At 43.2% G+C, this 20,592-nt stretch carries 19 protein-coding genes; 9 read left to right on the top strand and 10 right to left on the bottom strand.

Translation table 11 applies throughout. The features are described from left to right. Positions 1-34 precede the first annotated feature (34 nt). The gene (locus ACQY73_RS31120) at positions 35-511 is read right to left on the bottom strand and encodes a hypothetical protein (RefSeq protein ID WP_428658075.1); all 477 of its coding nucleotides are present in this window, start codon (positions 509-511) and stop codon (positions 35-37) included. A 260-nt stretch (positions 512-771) separates the two neighbouring features. Here ACQY73_RS31120 and ACQY73_RS31115 point away from each other — a divergent pair, with 260 nt between their 5' ends. Both ACQY73_RS31115 and ACQY73_RS31110 read left to right on the top strand, forming a co-directional pair. Next, complete coding sequence (locus ACQY73_RS31115) at positions 772-2,175, top strand: S41 family peptidase (protein ID WP_428658074.1); 1,404 nt, start codon at positions 772-774, stop codon at positions 2,173-2,175. A 39-nt stretch (positions 2,176-2,214) separates the two neighbouring features. Next, complete coding sequence (locus ACQY73_RS31110) at positions 2,215-2,790, top strand: TetR/AcrR family transcriptional regulator (RefSeq protein WP_428658073.1); 576 nt, start codon at positions 2,215-2,217, stop codon at positions 2,788-2,790. Positions 2,791-2,799: 9 nt separating this feature from the next. Here the strand turns inward: ACQY73_RS31110 and ACQY73_RS31105 are convergent, their stop codons facing one another. Continuing rightward, entirely contained in the window at positions 2,800-3,426 is a 627-nt protein-coding gene (locus ACQY73_RS31105; RefSeq protein WP_428658072.1) for a Uma2 family endonuclease, read from the bottom strand. Between the two features lie 149 nt (positions 3,427-3,575). On the opposite strand from ACQY73_RS31105, the gene ACQY73_RS31100 reads away from it, so the two are divergent. The 4 genes from ACQY73_RS31100 (at position 3,576) to ACQY73_RS31085 (ending at position 8,419) form a co-directional block, all read left to right on the top strand. Continuing rightward, positions 3,576-4,940: a lysophospholipid acyltransferase family protein gene (locus ACQY73_RS31100; protein ID WP_428658071.1), complete on the top strand. Its 1,365-nt coding sequence runs from the start codon at positions 3,576-3,578 to the stop codon at positions 4,938-4,940. A 121-nt stretch (positions 4,941-5,061) separates the two neighbouring features. Then, positions 5,062-5,496 (top strand): response regulator, encoded by a 435-nt coding sequence (locus ACQY73_RS31095; RefSeq protein WP_428658070.1) that lies wholly within the window; start codon positions 5,062-5,064, stop codon positions 5,494-5,496. Between the two features lie 13 nt (positions 5,497-5,509). Next, a complete protein-coding gene (locus ACQY73_RS31090; protein WP_428658069.1) occupies positions 5,510-6,127 on the top strand; it encodes a biliverdin-producing heme oxygenase in 618 nt (205 codons plus the stop codon). Between the two features lie 18 nt (positions 6,128-6,145). Beyond that, a complete protein-coding gene (locus ACQY73_RS31085) occupies positions 6,146-8,419 on the top strand; it encodes an ATP-binding protein (protein WP_428658068.1) in 2,274 nt (757 codons plus the stop codon). Here ACQY73_RS31085 and ACQY73_RS31080 read toward each other — a convergent pair. The 5 genes from ACQY73_RS31080 to ACQY73_RS31060 all read right to left on the bottom strand — a co-directional run bounded on the left by ACQY73_RS31080 (position 8,391) and on the right by ACQY73_RS31060 (position 13,155). Next, on the bottom strand, positions 8,391-9,203 hold the full coding sequence (locus ACQY73_RS31080; protein WP_428658067.1) for a Cof-type HAD-IIB family hydrolase: 813 nt from the start codon (positions 9,201-9,203) through the stop codon (positions 8,391-8,393). The two genes, ACQY73_RS31085 and ACQY73_RS31080, sit on opposite strands and share 29 nt — an antisense overlap. A gap of 286 nt (positions 9,204-9,489) precedes the next feature. Continuing rightward, positions 9,490-10,317 (bottom strand): hypothetical protein, encoded by an 828-nt coding sequence (locus tag ACQY73_RS31075; RefSeq protein WP_428658066.1) that lies wholly within the window; start codon positions 10,315-10,317, stop codon positions 9,490-9,492. A gap of 208 nt (positions 10,318-10,525) precedes the next feature. Next, the gene (locus ACQY73_RS31070) at positions 10,526-11,698 is read right to left on the bottom strand and encodes a hypothetical protein (protein WP_428658065.1); all 1,173 of its coding nucleotides are present in this window, start codon (positions 11,696-11,698) and stop codon (positions 10,526-10,528) included. Positions 11,699-11,746: 48 nt separating this feature from the next. Further along, positions 11,747-12,445 carry a hypothetical protein gene (locus ACQY73_RS31065; protein WP_428658064.1) on the bottom strand — a complete coding sequence of 233 codons (699 nt, stop codon included), beginning with the start codon at positions 12,443-12,445 and terminating at the stop codon, positions 11,747-11,749. Then, a complete protein-coding gene (locus ACQY73_RS31060; RefSeq protein WP_428658063.1) occupies positions 12,421-13,155 on the bottom strand; it encodes a hypothetical protein in 735 nt (244 codons plus the stop codon). Before ACQY73_RS31060 ends, ACQY73_RS31065 begins: the two co-directional genes overlap by 25 nt. Before the next feature lie 238 nt (positions 13,156-13,393). Here ACQY73_RS31060 and ACQY73_RS31055 point away from each other — a divergent pair, with 238 nt between their 5' ends. After that, positions 13,394-14,185 (top strand): hypothetical protein, encoded by a 792-nt coding sequence (locus ACQY73_RS31055; RefSeq protein WP_428658062.1) that lies wholly within the window; start codon positions 13,394-13,396, stop codon positions 14,183-14,185. 55 nt (positions 14,186-14,240) lie between these two features. On the opposite strand, the gene corA is transcribed toward ACQY73_RS31055, so the two are convergent. From corA to ACQY73_RS31040, 3 genes are all read right to left on the bottom strand, one after another. Further along, entirely contained in the window at positions 14,241-15,305 is a 1,065-nt protein-coding gene (gene corA, locus ACQY73_RS31050) for a magnesium/cobalt transporter CorA (protein WP_428658061.1), read from the bottom strand. Positions 15,306-15,356: 51 nt separating this feature from the next. Next, the gene (gene kdsB / locus ACQY73_RS31045; protein ID WP_428658060.1) at positions 15,357-16,142 is read right to left on the bottom strand and encodes a 3-deoxy-manno-octulosonate cytidylyltransferase; all 786 of its coding nucleotides are present in this window, start codon (positions 16,140-16,142) and stop codon (positions 15,357-15,359) included. Between the two features lie 130 nt (positions 16,143-16,272). Beyond that, complete coding sequence (locus ACQY73_RS31040; protein WP_428658059.1) at positions 16,273-16,863, bottom strand: Uma2 family endonuclease; 591 nt, start codon at positions 16,861-16,863, stop codon at positions 16,273-16,275. Positions 16,864-17,047: 184 nt separating this feature from the next. On the opposite strand from ACQY73_RS31040, the gene leuS reads away from it, so the two are divergent. Together leuS and ACQY73_RS31030 are read left to right on the top strand one after the other, a co-directional pair. After that, positions 17,048-19,897 (top strand): leucine--tRNA ligase, encoded by a 2,850-nt coding sequence (gene leuS / locus ACQY73_RS31035; protein WP_428658058.1) that lies wholly within the window; start codon positions 17,048-17,050, stop codon positions 19,895-19,897. Between the two features lie 72 nt (positions 19,898-19,969). After that, positions 19,970-20,431, top strand: coding sequence for a DUF6934 family protein (locus ACQY73_RS31030; RefSeq protein WP_428658057.1), 462 nt, complete (start codon positions 19,970-19,972; stop codon positions 20,429-20,431). Positions 20,432-20,592 lie beyond the last annotated feature (161 nt).

The following is a 20,592-nucleotide window of genomic DNA, read 5'->3' as shown; positions in this document are numbered from 1 at the left end:
CGCTTATTTTTATTCGTCAAATATGATTCTTTCTCTACTGAGAAGTAACCGTTTCCTGTTTCCACTCAAAGTGCGGAAGTTGAATAGAAGCAAGAAGCTGTTCTTCCAGCAAATTGGCCCATTCATTAATATACAGCACCACATCTTCACGGAAATTATGGCGTAAATAGCGTTTTTCAGGCGGCAAACGATGCAGAATACGTACGTCTGACAATCGCTCCAACTGCTTCAGATCGTCAGAATCAAGCCCGGCTTCCATCATTTCGCCAATGAGCAAGTCCATCGGCAAGCCGCTTGTGGGGCAATAATCGTTGAGTTGTTCGTTCCAATCACCGCGCCCGTTGGCCAAGGCATGGGCGTGAATTTCGGCTTTGGTCAATCGGGTGATTTCCTGCGCCAGATTTCCGCAATTACAACTTCCCATGTGGCCCCATTGATAAGGAGAGCCTTTTTCGATTTTCCGGGCCGTACGACGAAGCGCCGCAATAAGATCAAGATTCGGGCGTGCCATAATGGTATATATAAATTAAGTGGATGGAATCGTTTCGTTTACTATACTATTAAAAAAACAGCTTATCATTCGTTTTTGTTTTAAAGCAATTTATGTATTTTTTTGTGAAAATTAAGCTTTTGTCGCGCTCAAGTTCGTTTCTTTCAGCCGGTCAAAACGAAATATACCGCCCAATGAGATTCTCTTTTCCTATAATTTGCATCTGCCTTTGTCTTTTAACCGCCTGTAGTTCTACGTTTGACCCAAAACAAACCTACTCTGTGCAACAAATCAAGGATGATTTTACGCTCATGCGACAGGCACTGCTCGAATCGCACCCGGGAATTTATCGGTATACTTCTCCTGATACCATTCAGTGGATTTTTAATAAGACCGAGCAACAACTTACGCACGCCATGACCGAACGTGAATTTCGTCGGACGGTCAACCCTCTGTTTTCTTACATTCGCTGCGGACATACGGATGTATATCCTTCCAAACAGTACACTAAATACATTAAGAAAAACAAACCCAAAGAGTTTCCGCTTTCAGTTTTTTGGGTTGAAAATAAACTTCGCATTATTCAAAATCGGACGAAAGATTCAACCCTTCTCGTGGGCAACGAAATTACACGCATTGATGGTCGCCCCATTGCGCAGGTAATGCAGGAAATGTGGGAGCTGATCCCTTCGGATGGCTATAACCAAACATTCAAGAGCTCAGTAGCCGGCACCAATTTCGGCTCGTTTTATCGGTATTTGTACGGCAACGACAGCACGTTTACGGTAACGGTCAAAGACAGTTTAGGCAAATCAAGCAGTCTGAAACTTTCGTTTAGCGCCCCCCCCAAAGTGTCCAAAAAGAATGCACCAAAACCCGTCAGCGCGCCCAAACCCAATACCGTACCGACCACCACTCCCCTACCGCGCCTCAAAGCCCCAAAAGTGGACAAACGGCGTAGCCTGACCCTTTCGGCAAAAGACAGCACCGTGGCTATTTTGGACATCAACACATTCAGCGACCGCGGATATCGGAAGTTTTACCGAAAATCGTTTCGAACCATTAAAGAAAAAAATATTCAACATTTGGTTGTTGACCTGCGTGCTAACGGTGGCGGTCGCTCCGACGCCAGCGTCAATCTGATGTCGTACTTATTAGATTCGAATTATGTAGTTTACGATACTATCGACGCCGTTCGGGGAAGACCTTCGTTCAATCGTTATTATGGCGGAAAAATACTGCGTTTTGCGGCGCGTAAATTCTGGTCAAAAAAAATATCACCGGACAGGATTCGCAATAGATCAGCGGCTAAAGTATTGAAACCCGCTAAAAAATACGGTTTTAAAGGAAAAGTTTATTTACTGACCAACGGTGGTTCGTTTTCGGCAGCGGCTATTTTTCCATCCATTATTCAGCAGTACAATCCACGGGCTATCACCATAGGCCGCGAGACCGGCGGCGGGCAACACGGTTGCAATGCGTTTATTTCGCCGTATGTTACCTTGCCCAATACAAAAGCCAAGGTTCGAATTCCAATGTTCAAGATCGTGTTGCATGTACCCGGTCACGACAAAGGGCGCGGCGTAATGCCCGACATTCCCGTAGCCTATACTTTTCAGGATGTAGTTAATACAAAAGACCTGGATATTGAAAAGGTGTATGAATTGGTTAAAAACGGGCAATAATTCAACATCAAGCCTGCGTTGATCTAACCAAGGAAGAAAATGAGAACAAAAGATGAAACAAAAGTTCAACTGATCTTACAAACCGCTCTCAAAATGATTGCGAGAATAGGATTGGCGGGGCTCAAAATGTCTGATCTGGCCAAGGAAGCAGGTGTAGCTACAGGAACGGTTTATATTTACTTTGAAGATAAAAATCACCTCATTCGTGAATTATATTTCTACCTTACGCACGTCGGTACGAATAATTCGACGCAGCAAATAGCAGAAAATGATCCGCTTAAAATCAAGATCAAGAAACTGGCTCGTAACTATTTGGACGACAACATAAACAATCCGGAACACAGCGCTTTTTTGGAGCAATATTTTCGTTCTCCTTATTTTCAGGAGAATGGTTCAAACCGTCCGGAAGAAGTACAACTACAACCCATTTATCATTTGATCGTTGAAGGACAGCGCCAAAGCCTCATCAAAGAAGCTGATCCCGAGTGGTTGGTTATGTTGGTCTGCGGTATGCTCAATGAAGTGGCAAAAGTTTCCGTTTATACTAAAAAATCGGTTACCCCTGCCGAATGGGAACTCACCTTCAGCGTGCTTTGGGACGGAATTAAAAGTTAAAGGTTTAAATTATCGTGCAGATAAATCAATACCCCGATAAATGTTCGAGAGTTTCAATTTTACATCAATTGACTGTAAATGAACTGTTTCCGTTAGATCAGCTACATCATCTGTACGCCAATCTTTTTCATTCAATCGAAAAAAGGCAGACACCAAGGCATGTTTTTGATGCACCACTACGTATTCTTTAAAAGAGGCCAGTGAGCGATATAAATAAAACTTTTCGCCACGGTCATATTCTTCTGTAGAAGGTGAAAGAACTTCAACAACCAACAAAGGATTAAGAATCGTATCTACCCTATTTTGGTAAAACAAGGGTTTTTCACAAATCACTACCGCATCGGGATATACAAAGCTTTCAATGGATGGAATATGAATCTTAGTATCGCTGTTGCTGACTTCAAACATGGTTTCTATCAAGGCAATATTCAATGCAGTCAATACATTGGTAGCGATGCGATTATGTACGTAAGAGACGCCGGATATTTTAGTGATTTTACCGTCGTAATATTCCAGTTTTTCCAATGATTGCGCCTCCAGTTCGAAGTATTCTTCGATGCTGTATGTAGTGTTTCGGGCGAAAGTAATGCAACCATAAAATAAGGAGTTTTTACAAAGTAAAACGAAAATTCCCAATTGGTAAGCCTCTCGAAAGCTGCGAACCGCCGGGCGGCCTCGTTTCGGAAAGTTCGTTACACCATTTTTCAGTCAGGAAACAACCTAAAAATAAGCGAGTTTGGTAAACTTCCTGAAAGTTGTGAACTTTCGGGAAGTTCGTTATAGCTATGCTCCTCTACTCTTTTCTCAAATTTATTTTGAAGGTTAGCCTTCGCATTTTTTTTCGACGCTTTCAGGTCCACGGCCTTGAAAAACTGCGCAAGGCCAAAGGCCCGCTGATTCTGGCGGTGAACCATCCCAATACGTTCATGGACCCGCTCATTGTGGCTACGCTCGTACGGCAACGCGTGGCTTTTATTGCCAACGGCAGTATTTTCAGTCGTTTTACACGCCCTATTTTTAAGTACCTGCACGTTATTCCCGTTTACCGAAAAAAAGATACTTCCGACGTGCCGCTTTCCCCGGCCGAGCTTAATAAAATGACGTTTCAGCGGTGTTATGATTACCTGGAATCCAAGGGAACTATCCTTATTTTCCCGGAAGGAACGAGCGAAATTGAACGCCGTTTGCGCGAACTGAAAACGGGGACGGCGCGCATTGCATTGGGCGCAGAGTATGAAAATAACTTTCATTTAGGTCTCCAAATTTTACCAATTGGTCTCAATTATAGTGATCCAACGCGTTTTAGAAGTGACGTCTTTGTCAATATAGGCGAGCCGATTGCAGTAGCTGATTTCAAGGAAAAGTACCATTCAGCTTCGTTCGAAACGGCCGAAGAACTAACCGATCTGATTCAACAGCGTTTGGCCGAAACCGTTATCATCACCGAAGACGAAGAAGAAGATACGTTGGTAAAACAAATAGAGTTACTGTATAAAAACCAACTCTTTGAAGAACTGGTTTTGGACAATAAAGCCCAAAAAGACGAGTTTGAATTGATCAAGCAAATTGTTGCGGCGGTCAGGTATTTTGAGCAGCACCGCCCGGCATTGTTTCGGTCGTTGCAGGTGCAGATGTCCAACTACTTAGAGAATCTACAGAAACTTAGCCTTTCCGACGAGATCCTTGCTCAAACGCAGCGCCTGAACCGTCATCTATGGTCTACTTTAGCACGACTGATCCTAGGGTTGCCTATTTATGCATTTGGATTGATTATCAATTATATACCTTATATTTTACCTTCTAAAATTGCGCGACTGATCTCGTCTGACATTACCTACCGGGCACCGCTTATGATGACGGTCGGCGTTATTACTTTTCCTCTCTTTTATGGGCTTCATATTTGGGGCTTTCAGCAATTATTTCAACAGCCTTGGTTAACCGTTGGCTATGCGATTACGCTTCCTTTTAGCGGTTTTTTTGTATTGTGGTACTGGAGCCTTGCCACTCGCCTTGCGCATGTATGGCAAGCTTTGCAACTCTTTCGTCGAAAACCTTCGTTGATGGACACTCTCACCAACCAACGAGATAAGATTTTCAGTGAATTGAAAGAAGCCAAGCAACTGTACTTGAACCGGATTTTATATAATTAATACATTTTTTCATTATTTCGAATCATTGAGGCATAATTGACATACTCAACCGACTTTATCAAGAATCAATAAAGAAGAGGTGTTAGGATTTTAAAAAAGGGGTTGTTATATTTGCTTACGTATGAAAAATGAAAAAGTAAATATTTTTTATGTTGATGACGATGCTGATGATCGACTCCTTTTCGAAGAAGCGTTATCAGAGGTAAGCAACAATACAGAGTTAATGACTTTGGAAGACAGTGATGAATTACTCCATATTCTGGAGAATCCACCTCCAACGCCCAATCTTATTTTTGTTGACTTGAACATGCCGCGCAAAAACGGCTATCAGGTTCTGAAAGAGATCAAATCGAACCTCTCGTTTAAACAACTTCCTGTTTTAATTTTAACCACTTCGGCAGAAAAGGCAGTTATTGAAAATGCACGTTCTCTGGGAGCCGATGCATTTATTACCAAGCCAAGTAATTTCAATTCCCTGAAAGCTATCCTAAAACAATGCTTAAGCCTGAATTGGGGAATGAATGCGACACATAACTTCGTCATTAAAGCCAATTAAAATTTTGTATTGAATGCAAGAAATGCCCATTAAGGACTTTCAGAGTGAAAAAAATGATTTTCTAAAAAGGCTCCGTACCCATACTCAACCACTGCATACCGGCCTTGAACAGCACCCTATCTCAACATCACTCCTCCATCCGCAGGTAAGTCAGGGTGATTACATACGCTATCTTCAGATCATGCATGAAGTTGTTTCTCATTTTGAGAAAAGCGTTTTTCCGCAATTGGCGTCTTTTGTTGATGATATCGATCAACGCCGCAAGACGGGTTGGTTGGAGCAGGACCTTCGGGATTTGGGAAATTCGCCGGGAGAAATTCCTCAACAGTCTGTCGATCCATCCCCATCTGACACTACTATTGGGTATTTGATGGGTAAAATGTACGTATTGGAAGGATCAACGCTGGGTGGCACGGTAATTTATAAACAATTACAACCTATTTTGGGTTTTACGCCCGAGAAAGGCGGGAAGTATTTCTTTGGTTACGGCCCCAAAACAGGTTCAATGTGGAAAAGTTTTATCGATAAACTTTCTGCGTTGGCCATCGACGGAAACGAATCAGAAAATATACTAAAAGGTGCCTCAGGTCAGTTTTTAGCTATGCAAGCATTTTTTGACACCCGTTTATAAGCTATTAAGTGTCCTATAATGATTATTAATACCATCGTAAATCGCGACGTTGCTAACCTGCAGGATTGCGAAAGTGAGCCTATCCATGTTCCGGGCAGCATTCAGCCCCACGGATTTTTATTAGCACTTGATGATACGCTTCGTGTGGTCTATTGCAGTGAAAACTGTGCAGCATTTATCGGTATTCCGGTAGAAAAAATTCTTACCAATCGTTTTGGAGCCATTTTTTCGAATGAACGGGAAGAGAGTTTAAAAATTCATCTTCGTGATTTTTCGCCGCAAAATCCACTTCCTTTTATTCTGGATTTTCAGAACGTAAAATATAATTGTACGCTCCAACCAACGGGTAATCTCTTCCTGTTTGAAGCAGAACCTTTCCCGGACGGTCAAATGTTATTGCCCGATCTGTACGTACAAACTCGAAATTTTGTAAACTATTTGCAGGAAGCCGCTTCGCTTCAGGCACTTTCACAGTTGATCGCCACCGAAACCCGCGCCATTACGGGCTACGACCGAGTGATGATCTATAAGTTTGATGAACATTATAACGGAGAGGTCATTGCCGAAAGTAAGCGCGATGATCTGGAGCCGTTTTTGGGGCTTCATTATCCCCATACGGATATTCCGGCGCAGGCCAGAGAGTTATACCTGCGGAATCTCATGCGGATGATCGCCGATGTGTATTATACGCCCGTTCCGATTTGTACGGTTGAAAATCGCACGCACCGCGATCTGGACCTTAGTTTGTCGGTTTTGAGAAGTGTGTCCCCTATTCATATCGAGTACCTGAAAAACATGGGTGTGGGCGCTACATTGACCATATCGCTCATCAACAACGGACGATTGTGGGGACTTATTTCCTGCCATCATTACAGCCCAAAAAACCTTCCTCATTATACACGGTTTTCGGCATTGATGCAGGGACATTTTCTGACGTCTCAGATCAACGTCCGGCAGCAAGCGGAAGAGTATGCGTTGGCAAAAAGCATTGAACACATTTTAGAAGTTATTCTTTCATTAACCAATTCTGAACAACACAATTTTCTGCAAAATCTTCTTTCTGAAGAGCACATCCTGAAAGTGGTCAATGCCACAGGATTTGCCATTCTGCACGCAGATGTGCTTTATTTGGCGGGGGTTACTCCTACCGACGGTGAAATAAGAGGATTGATCGAGGCATTGAGTGCCGATAACTTACAGGTTCCCCTGCACACAAACCGGCTCATTGACCTCTATCCTGCTTCCGAGCATTTTACGGATAAAGCGGCAGGAATCATTTATCATCCTTTCGGGCAGCATACCCAAGACTGTATTTTATGGTTTCGCCCCGAATCGCCTCTGGAAGTGAATTGGGCGGGCGAACCTGAAAAATCTATTGAACACAATCCCAATGGATTGTCGCCGCGTAAATCGTTTGCTTTGTGGCAACAGATCAAAAAATTTGAGAGCCGACCTTGGGAAAAGCCCGAAGTAACGGCGGCCTCTACGGTTTCGTACGCATTGCAAAAACAGATCCATTTTGGGCAATTGGCGGAAGAAAAACAAAAGTTGGTCCAATTGAGCGAAAAATTGCGCAGTGTAGTTGCAGAACTCGAAAATATCAACTGGATAAGCACGCACGATCTGAAAGAACCGTTGCGCAAGATACAGACGTTTGCTTCACGCATTTTGGAAGATGAAAATCATACGCATACTCCGATGGTCATTCAGTCCGTGCAACGCATGAACGACGCGGCAGTTCGAATGCAAACCCTTATTCATGATCTGGTTTCCTATACCCACGTCAACAAGCTTGAAAATAACCTTGTTCCAACCGACCTTAACGCCGTTCTTGACGAAGTTTCGACGGAATTACATGTGGAATTGGAGGAGAAAAAAGCCGTTATTGATTCCGACTTGCTTCCTCAGGTATTGGGGGTTGCTTTTTTATTGCAGCAATTATTTCTCAACTTGGTTCGCAATTCAATCAAATTCAGCAAGAAAGATCTTGCACCTCATATTCAGATCCGAACAACAACCATCGAAAAAGTTATCACCGAAGATAACCAACTTCTCAACCGCCCGTTTCATAAGATCTCGTTCATTGATAATGGCGTAGGCTTCGATAATCAATATGCCTCTCAGATATTTGATGTTTTTAAACGGGTACACAACGCAAGTCAGTACCAAGGCACAGGGATCGGGCTCGCTATTTGCAAGAAAATCATGCAAAACCACAACGGTTTTATTGATGCAACGAGCGAAAAGAACATTGGAACGACGATCAATCTTTATTTTCCGCAGGCTCTTTAAGCCACTGTTGTACTATCTCCATCACGCCATTCTCATCGTTGGACTTTGTCCTAAATCGCGCCGTTTTCTTAATCTCAACGTGGGCGTTTTCCATTGCGTATGAATAGTACGACTGTTGCAGCATTTCCAGGTCATTGAGATAATCGCCAAAGGCCATCGTTTGCTCCGGCGAGATTCCAAACCGTTGTTGAATCACATTCAGGGCTTGCCCTTTGTTGGCTAATCTGTGCGACATATCCAACCAAATACCGCCCGAGACTTTGACTTGAATCGATGTTTCCCACGCTTTAAAATGCGGATAACTGTTTGCAGCCGAGCCGCCCAGATCACAAATAGAGACTTTCAGACATGGATCATCGGTTACCTCCAATAGATCTTCCACCAATTCGTAGCGTTCAAAATACTTGGTAAACTGCTCCCAAAATTTAGGCTCAGTGCTTTCAACATAGGCTTTCTTCTTACCGCAATAGATCGCATACGCATTCGGAATATTCCGGGCAATTTTTATCAATTCTCCCGCAATGTTGCTTTCGAGCGCCTGCAAGTACCATTCCTGATCTTGATACACGACATAACTCCCGTTTTCAGCCACAAAGATCACATCGTCTTTTACTGCCTCAAACCGTTTTACAAGGTTGAAATATTGGCGTCCGCTTGCAGCGGCAAAGTGAACACCACGGGTTTTTAATGTTTCCAGAACGGGATAAAATGCTTCGCTCAGTTCGCCTTTTGAATTCAACAGTGTGCCGTCCATATCCGTGGCCACTAACTTAATATCTTTCATGTTTTTATAATGGTGCAAACAAAAGTAAGGTTCCCGCGTCGGTGGCTTTATTCGGCAGGAACCCATTTTTCAAGTACATGTGAGATTTTTTGTCGATTTTCAACCAACAGCTAGGCGGTCGAGTAAAACGTTTCGGGTTTAATAAGAAACCTTTTACTTGGCCGGTCGGGTTGTGAGCAACCCTCTGCACATCGTGTGTGTCGGGTTGCTCGCAACCCGACCGGTAACGAGAATCAACCTACTGTTCAAGCCCTTAAAACGTGTACGAACTGAATTTTTTGGACTTTTACCAAGTCCAAACTTTGAAGCTTTTTACATGGCCAATAACGCTTTTGTTCCAATTTCCGCTGTTGCTCACGGCAGCGTAAATTCCCATCTTCCCCTTCGAATTCGAATATTTTTCAATTTTCTTATCAAACTTTACTTGCCCATTTACGCTCACTTTCAAGTGTTTACCTTTTTTCTCTAAGCGTACTTTTTGCTTTTGAATGCTTTTGAAAGTAAGTTCCTCTTTCAGCGTTGTCAGGCGCTCGCGGTCTTCTTCATCATTGACCGACAATCGTACCCCTTGTAAGCTGCTGCTCAAACGGTCGGCTTTCCACGTATCTATTTTACCAAATATGGTCTTTTCCTGTCCTTCTGCGTAATTGAACACAACTCCTACACTGAGTTCATCACCCCATAATTCCATGTCCAATTCTGCCACAAAATTGTCGTAATCGTTTTTGGTCAAAGCCAAAATGTAATCAACGGAGTTTTTTTTGTAAGCGGTTGCCGCAAAAACCAGCCTATTATCTTTCGTTGTTGCCAGTGAATTCTCAGCAGGTTGAAGGTAATCAAGTCGGTTGTTTTTGAAGGTTTCGTCAATCACTAATTTCAGATCGGCGGCGGTTTTGTGTTGTATTTCGGCTTCTTTTTGAGCGGCAATTACCTCCTCCAAATGATGTTGTTTTTTATCGGCTTCTGCTTTTATACTGTCCTTAACGGCCTGTTTTTTTTCTTCTTCCCGAGCTTTTAAAAGGGCATCAACATTTTCGGGTTTGTTGGCCCATTGCACAAAAAAATAGCCCAAAAAGACAAAAACCACTAGGGCAACACCGATAGTTTTAAGCATTTTATTTAACTCAATTTTTAATTTAATCAACTGACTGATATTACATTGTTTTCACCGGCAATCATCCGGAAGCTTTGGTTGTGCAGTTTATTCAACCCTATAAGAAATATAAGGCCATCTAAGTCTTAAATGACGGATAAACGACATCTTACTATTTACCTATATGCGTTATATGGTTGAATAAATCCACAAAAATCGTCAAAGAGCATCATTTTTTTACTTCGATTTTATCAGCCGCAAAAGGCATCAGGCTGCTGATAGATTCGCTGTGAAAATCGGAATGCCAAAGCGCTTCCTGTGTTTGTAAATCGTAGTTTACCCAATAATCGTATTCGTTGGTGCCGGGCAATTCAAAACTTTGTTTTCTGAAATGAAGTAAAAGTTGACCATCCTTGGCAACATACCCTGCCTCCAAACGTGTTCCGTCCAAATCGGGCAGAATACATTGATGAAGTAAAGTGCCGGCAGTTAAATTTATGAGTCGGGCAGTTCGTTTTTTGTCAGGCGAGGGTGTAGCAATGCTCAGTTGATTGCCGATACTTGAAACATGTGCATTGGTAAAATCACCGTCCATGCGCCAAACTTCTTTTTGGGTAAAAGGATCAATCCGTCGGACAAAAGTTTGCGTGCGTTCGATAAAACAGGCATTGTCCAACCAATAATAAGTCCCGTCGGTCGTGCCGCGATACAGTTCTTTGCCCGTTAAAAGCGACACGATCTGATACGAATGCCCTTCGCTGATCCTTACTTCCGGATTAATGATCAGCACTTTATCTCCAACTATTACGGGTTGATATTCAATACTTACGATCTGTTTGACGGGTGGCAAAAACCATTTTTGCTCATTATTCTCCCATGTTTTTGCCGTGATACCGATGTTGAATGATTCGTCTGTTTTATCATTTTCAGTCACTTGAGAATACAGCGCTTTTGTTGTCAGATACAGCTCATCGGTAAAAGCCATCCCAAACGCCATGCCGTTTTTGCTCGTCAAAGGACTTGGAGCAGGAGAAACAGTACGGGTGATCTGCCCATTTGAAGGAGTAATAAAATGCACCGTTGATGTTTTTTCCTCATACACTAAAACGTGGGTGTCGGTTTGGCCAACAACTTCTCCAATAAAAGGCAATTGCCAGCGTTTTTGTGCGGTTGCCATCGCATATCCACTGATCTCAAACAGCGCAGGGGATACCTTTTTGGTACCGATAATTACGCTTGTATCAGGCGTAGATTGATAAACCAAATCGTTCGGAAAAGGCAATGCACAAACCATTTTTTTAAGCGGAGTATCATCGGCAAAATGTTCTTTATTTTCCGAAAAACATCCGATCATAAAATGAGATAAAGACATCATAACAACAAATTGTAAAAGGGTTTTCATGGCTGTCTACGGTATTTTGGTCACCGTATTTTCAGTATACTGCGTAGGTCAAAAGGCCCACGCCGGCTGTTTTTCGATTATTTTCTGTAGTTCACTTACTTGCCGCAATCGCCGCTCAAATTGGGATTTTGAAGGAATGCCGTTGGTCGTTACCAATTGAAAAAAACGACTGTCGGTATTGAATAAGGCTACTGCCTTTTCTGCAATTTCAATATGAGCAATATCCTGATTTTGAAGCAAATACTTTTGCAATTCGGGCGTCACTAGCCTATCAAAATCGGCTTTGGAAGCGGCCGTTATTCTAAAAGCTTTATCAAGTTCCGCATTTTTAGTTTCAAAAACCTGCTGCCCTGAGGGAGTGATCGGGCCAAAAATAGTGCTGCGGGTATAGATGCCCAATTGCGGTACAGGCTGAGGCAGAGCTGCGATCAACACAAGAATGGGGTGAGTGGTTTTGCTTCGTTTTTCATCGTAGATAAACGTCACAATATCGGTATCGTTTATACGTCCCTTGGCCACACATCGCGTTTGTTTGATGTCTTCCGGTTGTTTGAAATTCGGCAAAAACTGAAACGATTCATGCATTTTTTGGTTGGCAAATAATTGCAAACCGGCCGCCTGCATCACCGAAGGCAGTTCCTTCATTTGCCGCAATTTGACGCGGCTTTGCCACATTCCATAGCCACTGACCGCTAAAGCCGCCGGTACAAGGATGTATAATGCTAATTTGAATACCTCGTCGTCCATAGGGCTCTTTGTGGGGTAAAGGTTACGTTTTGTTTTAGCCAATGAAGGCGTTTGGTATAATGTTCTATATCCTGATGGGTATTCCAGGCAATTACAAAACTGCCATCGGCAGCCTCGGTTGCTAAGTAAGGCGTATCGGTATCTAAAACAAAAAAGCGTTTGAATCGCTGTTTGAAGGTAAAATGTGACGTATCCATCGCTGCTTTTGCCAATTTTTTAAACTCCTCGGTCACATCACTCGGTCCGAACGAAACCGCCAAATAATGATTGGATGAAGTAACTGTGCTTTTGCCCGTGTGAACGGTAGAGGTAGTCCATCCCTGCCACCAATAATAATTCAGGGATTCGCCGGTTTGGAGCGTCAGCGTTCCCTGAGCGCACGACCAATTTCGTTCCCCCAAAAGTTTTAAAACACTTTCGGGTATGTGGTTGCTTTTGTAAATCCTATTTTCCTGAAAAAACGGCTGAAATTGTTCGTCGATCCGTTTTCTGAATACAAACAGCAAAATAATCATGACGGGTATAAGCAATGCAAAGGAGTTTGTGCCACTGAGGGTGAGCATGATAAGCATTAATCCTGCCCAACAGGCGACGGGCAGCCAGATTGCCAACTTAGGCGCAGCCTTCCGGCCAAATAAATAGATCAGAAAAAACACAACGCCATAGAAGCCTCCAAAGAATAGATTTTTATAAAAGAAGTCCTGATTCATTTGGTCTTGAGATAATTAATTGTGAGCGACAGACCAAAAGTAAGGACAGAAATCAACCTGCAAAAGTGAGAATGTACGGGTGGCGGCTTTGATAAAAAGGCGGGGGGGATGGCTGTATTTTCGGCGTTTCAACTACCAAACGCACTTGGCGCTACCTGCGGGTCATACGGTACGAAAAGGATAAAATGGAATAATCAACCAAAGGATTATTTTTACGGAAATATATCATAAAAAGGGAATGGCGGGAAAAGGTTATTTACTGCTTTTGAGTATCCTGCTTGCGGGCTGCTCGCATATTCGTCAACGGTCAAGTATTCTGAGCCTTGATCGCACGTATATTATCAGAAAAAATCAACCTGTCTATTCAACAAATGCAAGCAACCAATTGCAGACCAAACAGTTGACTGCCAATGTACCGGGCGTATTATACGAACGCAATGATACTTTATTTGTAGAATTTTCCGGCAGTAAGCTCCCTCCGGCCGATGGCCGCAAAAATACCCTCGACCGATCTGATTCAAGTACTGTATTTTTTACGTATCCGGACAATTCCTCCAAATCCGCCTTTGAGAGGATTACTCCCTGGTTCACGTACCAATTTACATCGTTTGATATTGATCTGTTTACTATTCCTTTCAAATATCGTTTTTCGCAACAATCTGTTCCCGGACAGTTGGTTACCAATACTAATTTGGGCATTTATTTTGGGGTTCGTCACGACATCGGTCAATACCGCAAAACGTATTTTCATAACTACCGCCGAACCGAGTTACGTTCATTCAGTTTTGGCGGCGGAGGTTTTCTGAGTTTTAACCCTACGGTATTAAATGATTTTTATACCAACGGAAAAATCACCTACGAATACGAAGCATTAGGGTACAATTACGGGCTGGCGGGCATTGTAGGTTATAAAGCCCTGACGGTAGGTTTGGCGTTGGGTTTTGAGAATCTTGCCGACCGTAACAACCTTATTTGGATTTACCGGCAAAAACCGTGGTTGGGGCTGACGGTAGGTTTAAATTTGAACTAGAATTTACGCCGTTTTATACCGTTGTGAGAGTTATCTCCCACAACACTGTCTGTACTTACAGCCACTGTCGCCGCCGAAAATAGATCAGCAGTCCTATCGTCAACACAGCCATGCCGCCCAAGGTATAAAAATAGCCATTGGGTTGGCGCAGTTCGGGCATATTATCGAAATTCATGCCGTAAATTCCCGCAATGAACGTCAAAGGCATAAAGACGGCGGAGTAAATGGTAAGGGTTTTCATGACACTGTTCATGCGTGAACTAAGCGTAGAATAGTGAATATCAATTAATCCCGTTAACAGTTCTCGGTTGGAATCAATGGAATCAATCACATTCGTGACGTGGTCGTGAACGTCGCGGAAGTAGGGGAAAGTACTTTTACTGATGAGTTTGGAATTCTCGCGCAGGCCTTGACTCAACATATCGCGCAACGGCCAGACGTATTTTCGCATGAGCGTAAGTTGACGTTTAAAACTGTACAACTGCGTAATCGGATCTTTGTGTTTTCCGGCCAAAATAAGCCCTTCCAACTCTTCCAATCGTTCGCTCATTTTTTCAAGAATATCCAGATAATTATCCACGATCAGATCAATCAGCGAAAACAGCAAATAATCGGCGCCATTTCGACGGGTTTTACCTACCGATGCTTTAATACGGTCAAGCACAGGGCCGAAAATATCGCCGGTACGTTTTTCCTGAAAAGAAATTACATAATTGCTACCCAAGAAAAAGCTCACGTGCTCGGCATCTATTTCTCCGTCTTTATCCTGCCAATACAGCATTTTGAGCGACACAAACACGTAGTTATCATTGTAAAACTCAATCTTGGGTTTTTGCTTCGTGTTCATTACGTCTTCCAGCAGCAACGGATGAATGTTGTGCAACTGCCCTACTGCTTCCACCACCGCCGGCTCGTGAATGCCGTCTACATCCAACCAACTGATATAAGGTTTATCACCCGAAATGCGACAGTCACGAAGGCTCTTTATAATGCGTTCTTCGTGATAATCTTCATTGTACTCAACGAGTTTGAGCGTGGTATCTTTTGCCACTTCAGGCCCCACGTACACCAGTGTACCGGGTGAAAGACCCAATTTAGAATTCGCAGGAGGTGGTGTCATAGGATGCTCAATTTTTGCCTTTCGGTGGCCGAACTTGTGTCTTGACATGGGCTACATTTTCATCAGTCGCAGTACTTTTTCCACATCTTCGGGCGTATCAATACAGTGACTTTCGTAAGAAGTCAGCGCCATTTTGATTTTGTAACCGTTTTGTAACCAACGTAATTGCTCCAACGACTCCGCTTTTTCCAAGTCAGAAACGGGCAATTGCGTGATTTTCTCTAAAATATCGGACCGGTACGCATACATCCCCACCTGACGGTAATACGTATGATGTTTGTGCCATTCTTTGGGGTCAACCCCTTTCAAAAACGGCAACACTTGACGGCTGAAATAAATGGCCTCAAACGCTTGATTCACAATCACTTTTGCCTCACCCATATCAAACAGCACTTCATGGTCACTGACAGGAATCATCTGCGAGGCCAATTCCACATTTCCATCCAAAACTGCTCCCAATTCATCGATTTGCTCCGAAGCCACAAAAGGCTCATCGCCTTGGATGTTGATGATGTAGTCAGGGGGCATGGTGACATGGGATAGAGAAGAATTGCCTTTTGCCTTTTGTCCTTTGCCCCTTACACTCAAATAAGCTTCCCAACACCTGTCCGTTCCACTGGGATGATCGGGATGGGTCATTACGGCCTTTCCGCCGAAGGAGTGTACGTGTTCCAGAATGCGCTCATCGTCGGTAGCGACAATGACTTCTGAAAGGCATTTGGCCTTTGATGCCTGTTCATACACGCGTTGGATCATGCTTTTGCCTTCAATATCAATGAGAGGTTTGCCCGGAAAACGCGTGGAAGCGTAGCGAGCGGGAATAATGCCGATAATCATGTTTAACAGTTATGCCTATAATAAGGTAATTAGGACCTTTACAATTAGAAATTTGCGTAAGAGAAAAGGTGAAGAAATCGTATTTTAAAAGGATTGGATGACTGAATTTTTCATATTCTATTTTTCAACTTCATTGTTCAAAAACACTCAAATCCAATTCAAAACCGGGCAAAACCTCTTCTCCCACTACTTTTCCAACTGAAAAAGCAACGCGTTCAATCGTTCCGTTTTGGCGATATACCCATACTTCTTTTCCGTGCAGATCGATCAGCCATCCCAATCGTACGCCGTTTTGGATATAGGAGTTCATTTTGAGTTGCAACTTTTGTAAACTGTCGGTTTTGGAACGAAGTTCCGCTACAAAATCCGGGGCAATGTGCGCAAATTGGTTCTTTTCACTTTCGGGCAAGGCGTCAAAACGGGATTTCAAAATAAACGAAGCATCGGGCGCACGCATAGAGCCGTCGGCAAAGGTAAATCCTGCGGAGGAACTGAAGGTGTAACCTAATTTGGAAGTATGATTCCACAATTCCAGAATAAATAACAGTTTATTCTCGTAAAAACCTGAAAGTGTATTCGTTGGTGACATAATGATAATATTCCCTTCGGCATCCCGTTCGATGGTCAGTTCGTCGTTCATACGGCAAAAGGCCAAAAATGCGGCATCGTCCCACCGAATTTCGTCGGGAAGTTTGAGTACATATTCATCCAATGCGACCATGATTCCTGTAACGTTTTTTTCTCAAAAATAACAATTTCACCCCCAAAACCCAAAAGTCATTGAAAAGCCGTAATTTTGCGGGCTATTTTGTAACCGTTATCTGTTGAATTGTTAATAGTTATCCGTTGAAGCTATCATCAATCCTCTAATAACGGATAACCGATATACTGATAACAGAAAAAAAATGGAATACAATCACCGCGAAATTGAGAAAAAATGGCAGCAGTTTTGGGAAGAAAACCAAACTTACAAAACTGATATTGACCACAATAAGCCCAAGTATTATGTCCTCGACATGTTTCCTTACCCTTCGGGTGCAGGATTGCACGTAGGACACCCGCTGGGCTACATTGCTTCTGACATTATTTCGCGGTATAAAAGACTCAAAGGGTTTAATGTGTTACACCCTATGGGCTTCGACAGTTTTGGCTTGCCGGCCGAGCAATACGCCATACAAACGGGTCAACATCCTGCCATTACGACAGAAGATAACATCAATACTTTTATTGGGCAATTGAAAAACGTCGGTTTCAGCTACGACTGGAGCCGCGAAGTCCGCACGTCCGATCCCGCCTATTACAAATGGACACAGTGGATCTTTATGCAGTTGTTCAATCATTATTATGATAAAGACGCCGATAAAGCATTGCCGATAAGTCATTTAACAGCACAGTTCGAAAAAGGAGGCTCTGCCGCCGTCAACGCCGTTCGCGATGAAGACACTTCTGAATTTTCTGCCGAAGACTGGAATGCCATGAGCGAAAAAGAGCAACAGTTGGTGTTACTGAAATACCGCTTTACTTTCCCCGAAGAGTCGTACGTCAACTGGTGTCCGGGTTTGGGAACGGTTTTGTCGAACGATGAAGTAAAAGACGGGGTTTCGGAGCGCGGCGGTTTTCCTGTGGAGCGTAAATTAATGAAACAGTGGGCCATGCGCATCACAGCCTACGCCGACCGTTTACTGGCAGGATTGGACACCATCGACTGGCCCGAACCGTTGAAAGAGCAACAGCGTAACTGGATCGGCCGCTCGCAGGGAGCTTCTGTCAAGTTTGGGGTTAACCCCACGGCAGCGGCCGACCGTCCTAATCCCTCCCCTACAGGGGGAGGCAAGGTGGGGGTTATCGAGGTTTTCACTACCCGCGTAGATACCATTTACGGCGTGAGTTTTATGGTTTTGGCTCCTGAGCATGAATGGGCGTTGGAGTTGACCACACCTGAGCAAAAAGAAGCCGTTGAAACCTACATCAAATGGGCCGGCAGCCGCAGTGAAGTAGACCGCATGGCCGAAAAGAAAGTGACCGGCGTATTTACAGGCAGCTACTGCATCAATCCGTTGAGTGAAGAAAAAGTACCCATTTTCTTAGCCGATTACGTATTGGCAGGGTACGGAACGGGCGCGGTGATGGGTGTACCTTCGGGTGACCAACGCGACTGGAATTTTGCCACTCATTTTGAGCTGCCGATACTTCCGATCTTAGACAGCCAAAAAGACATTGACCAACAAGCCGACAATACCAAAGAAGGCCGTTATATCAACTCAGATATTATCAACGGCATGACCTACCAAGAGGCTACCGATACGTTGATCAATTGGCTGGAAGAACGTAAGCTGGGCAAAGGCAAAGTGCAGTACCGCCTGCGCAATGCCGTTTTCAGTCGCCAACGGTACTGGGGCGAACCCGTACCTGCGTACTTTAAAGATGGGGTTCCTTACTTAATTGAAGAGGCTGATCTACCGTTGGAATTACCCAAAATTGATAAATATCTGCCCACCGAAACGGGCGAACCGCCCTTGGGCCGCGCCGAAGGATGGAAATACAAAGGGGAATACGACTATGAGCTCAGTACCATGCCCGGTTGGGCAGGTTCATCGTGGTATTGGTACCGCTACATGGACCCTAAAAACAACGAAGTCTTTGCCTCCAAAGAAGCCATTGACTATTGGCAGCGCGTTGACTTTTATTTGGGTGGCTCTGAGCACGCCACGGGTCACTTGCTGTACAGCCGTTTTTGGAACAAATTCTTAAAAGACCTGGGATTGGTTCCACAAGAGGAATTTGCCGCTAAGTTGGTGAATCAGGGAATGATTCAGGGGCGCAGCAATTTTGTGTATCGCTTAAAATCATCAGAAGGTGAAGGCAAAACACCTGTGTTTGTTTCCTTTGGCTTAAAAGACCAATACGAAGTAACCCAGCTTCACGTGGATGTCAATATAGTCGAAAATGACATACTGGATATTGAGGCATTTAAACAATGGCGTTCCTATTTTAATGATTCTGAGTTTATTTTAGAAGAAAGTGGCCCGGCCAAGGGCAAATATGTGTGCGGATTTGCGGTTGAAAAAATGTCCAAAAGGCTTTATAACGTCGTCAATCCTGACGATGTGGTTACTAAATACGGTGCCGATACATTACGTCTGTACGAAATGTTCTTAGGGCCATTGACCGATGCCAAACCTTGGAATACTAATGGTATCAGTGGCACGTCAAACTTCCTGCGTAAATTCTGGCGATTGTTTTTCGAAGACCAAACAGGCAAACAAAAATGGAACGAAGCCGAACCAACAGCTGACGAATTGAAGGTTTTGCACCGCACCATCAAACGTGTAGAGGAAGACATTGATCGTTATTCGTTTAACACGGTTGTGTCTACTTTTATGATTGGGGTCAACGATCTGAGCGATTTGAAATGTTATAAAAAGGCCATTTTGCAGGAAATGGTGATTTTGTTATCACCGTATGCACCGCACATTTGCGAAGAATTGTGGAAAGCATTGGGCAATGAAGCAGGCACGATATCGACGGCAACGTTCCCTGTTTTCAACGCTAAGTATTTGGAAGAAAGCGCGTTTGAATACCCTATCCAGATCAACGGTAAAGTGCGCGCCAACATCCCATTCCCCGTAGACATGTCTAAAGAAGAGATCGAACAGGGAGTTTTGGCCAACGAAACTGTTCAAAAATGGCTCGAAGGCAAGGCTCCTAAAAAAGTGGTGGTAGTGCCGAAACGCATTGTGAACGTTGTGATGTAAAAGAAAACAGCCCGAAAGTTCGAGCTTTCGGGTTGTTTTTTAAGTTATTTTAATTGTCATAAACAGCCATCAATGAATTTAGAAGTTTACGACCTTAAAGACACTTCCCAAGAACATACTCATTTTGCATTCATTAGCGAAGGAAAACACGGTCAGATCATAAAAATTATAGCCTATCAAAATACAGGAGAAGATAGTAATGAAAATCCCATTTTTAATTTAGGCTTTGGTGACTATAATATTACAACAGGACAAGTAGACGATAGAATTGTAACAGATAATGGTGATATGGAGAAAGTTTTAGCTACAATTGCCCAAACTGTCCCACTCTTTTTGTTACATCATCCTACTGCAATTATTGAGGTCTCCGGAAGTACAAAAGGGCGTACACGTTTGTATCAAATCCTGATTAATAAATACATTGAAGAATTTACCGACTTTGTTACTATTTATGGGCTTAATGATGAGACCGGTGAATTAGAATATTTTAGTTCTCACAAAAAGTATTCTCGCTTCTTTGCAATTAAGAAATAGTTCTCTAAATTTAGATTATCTTATTTACCGGCAAAATGCTGAAGATTAAAAAGACACAAACAGAAACGCACTTCGATACTCTTGATCTGAATCGATTTAAAGATAAGGCAATTTTTCCTGAAAAAGTAGCCGATAGTCAACATGCAATCCAAGAATTAAAA

Origin of the sequence: Runella sp., assembly GCF_965279615.1 — a bacterium.
Lineage (GTDB): Bacteria > Bacteroidota > Bacteroidia > Cytophagales > Spirosomataceae > Runella.
Note: the sequence above shows the minus strand (reverse complement) of the source record. Positions and strands in the feature narration are given on the sequence as shown.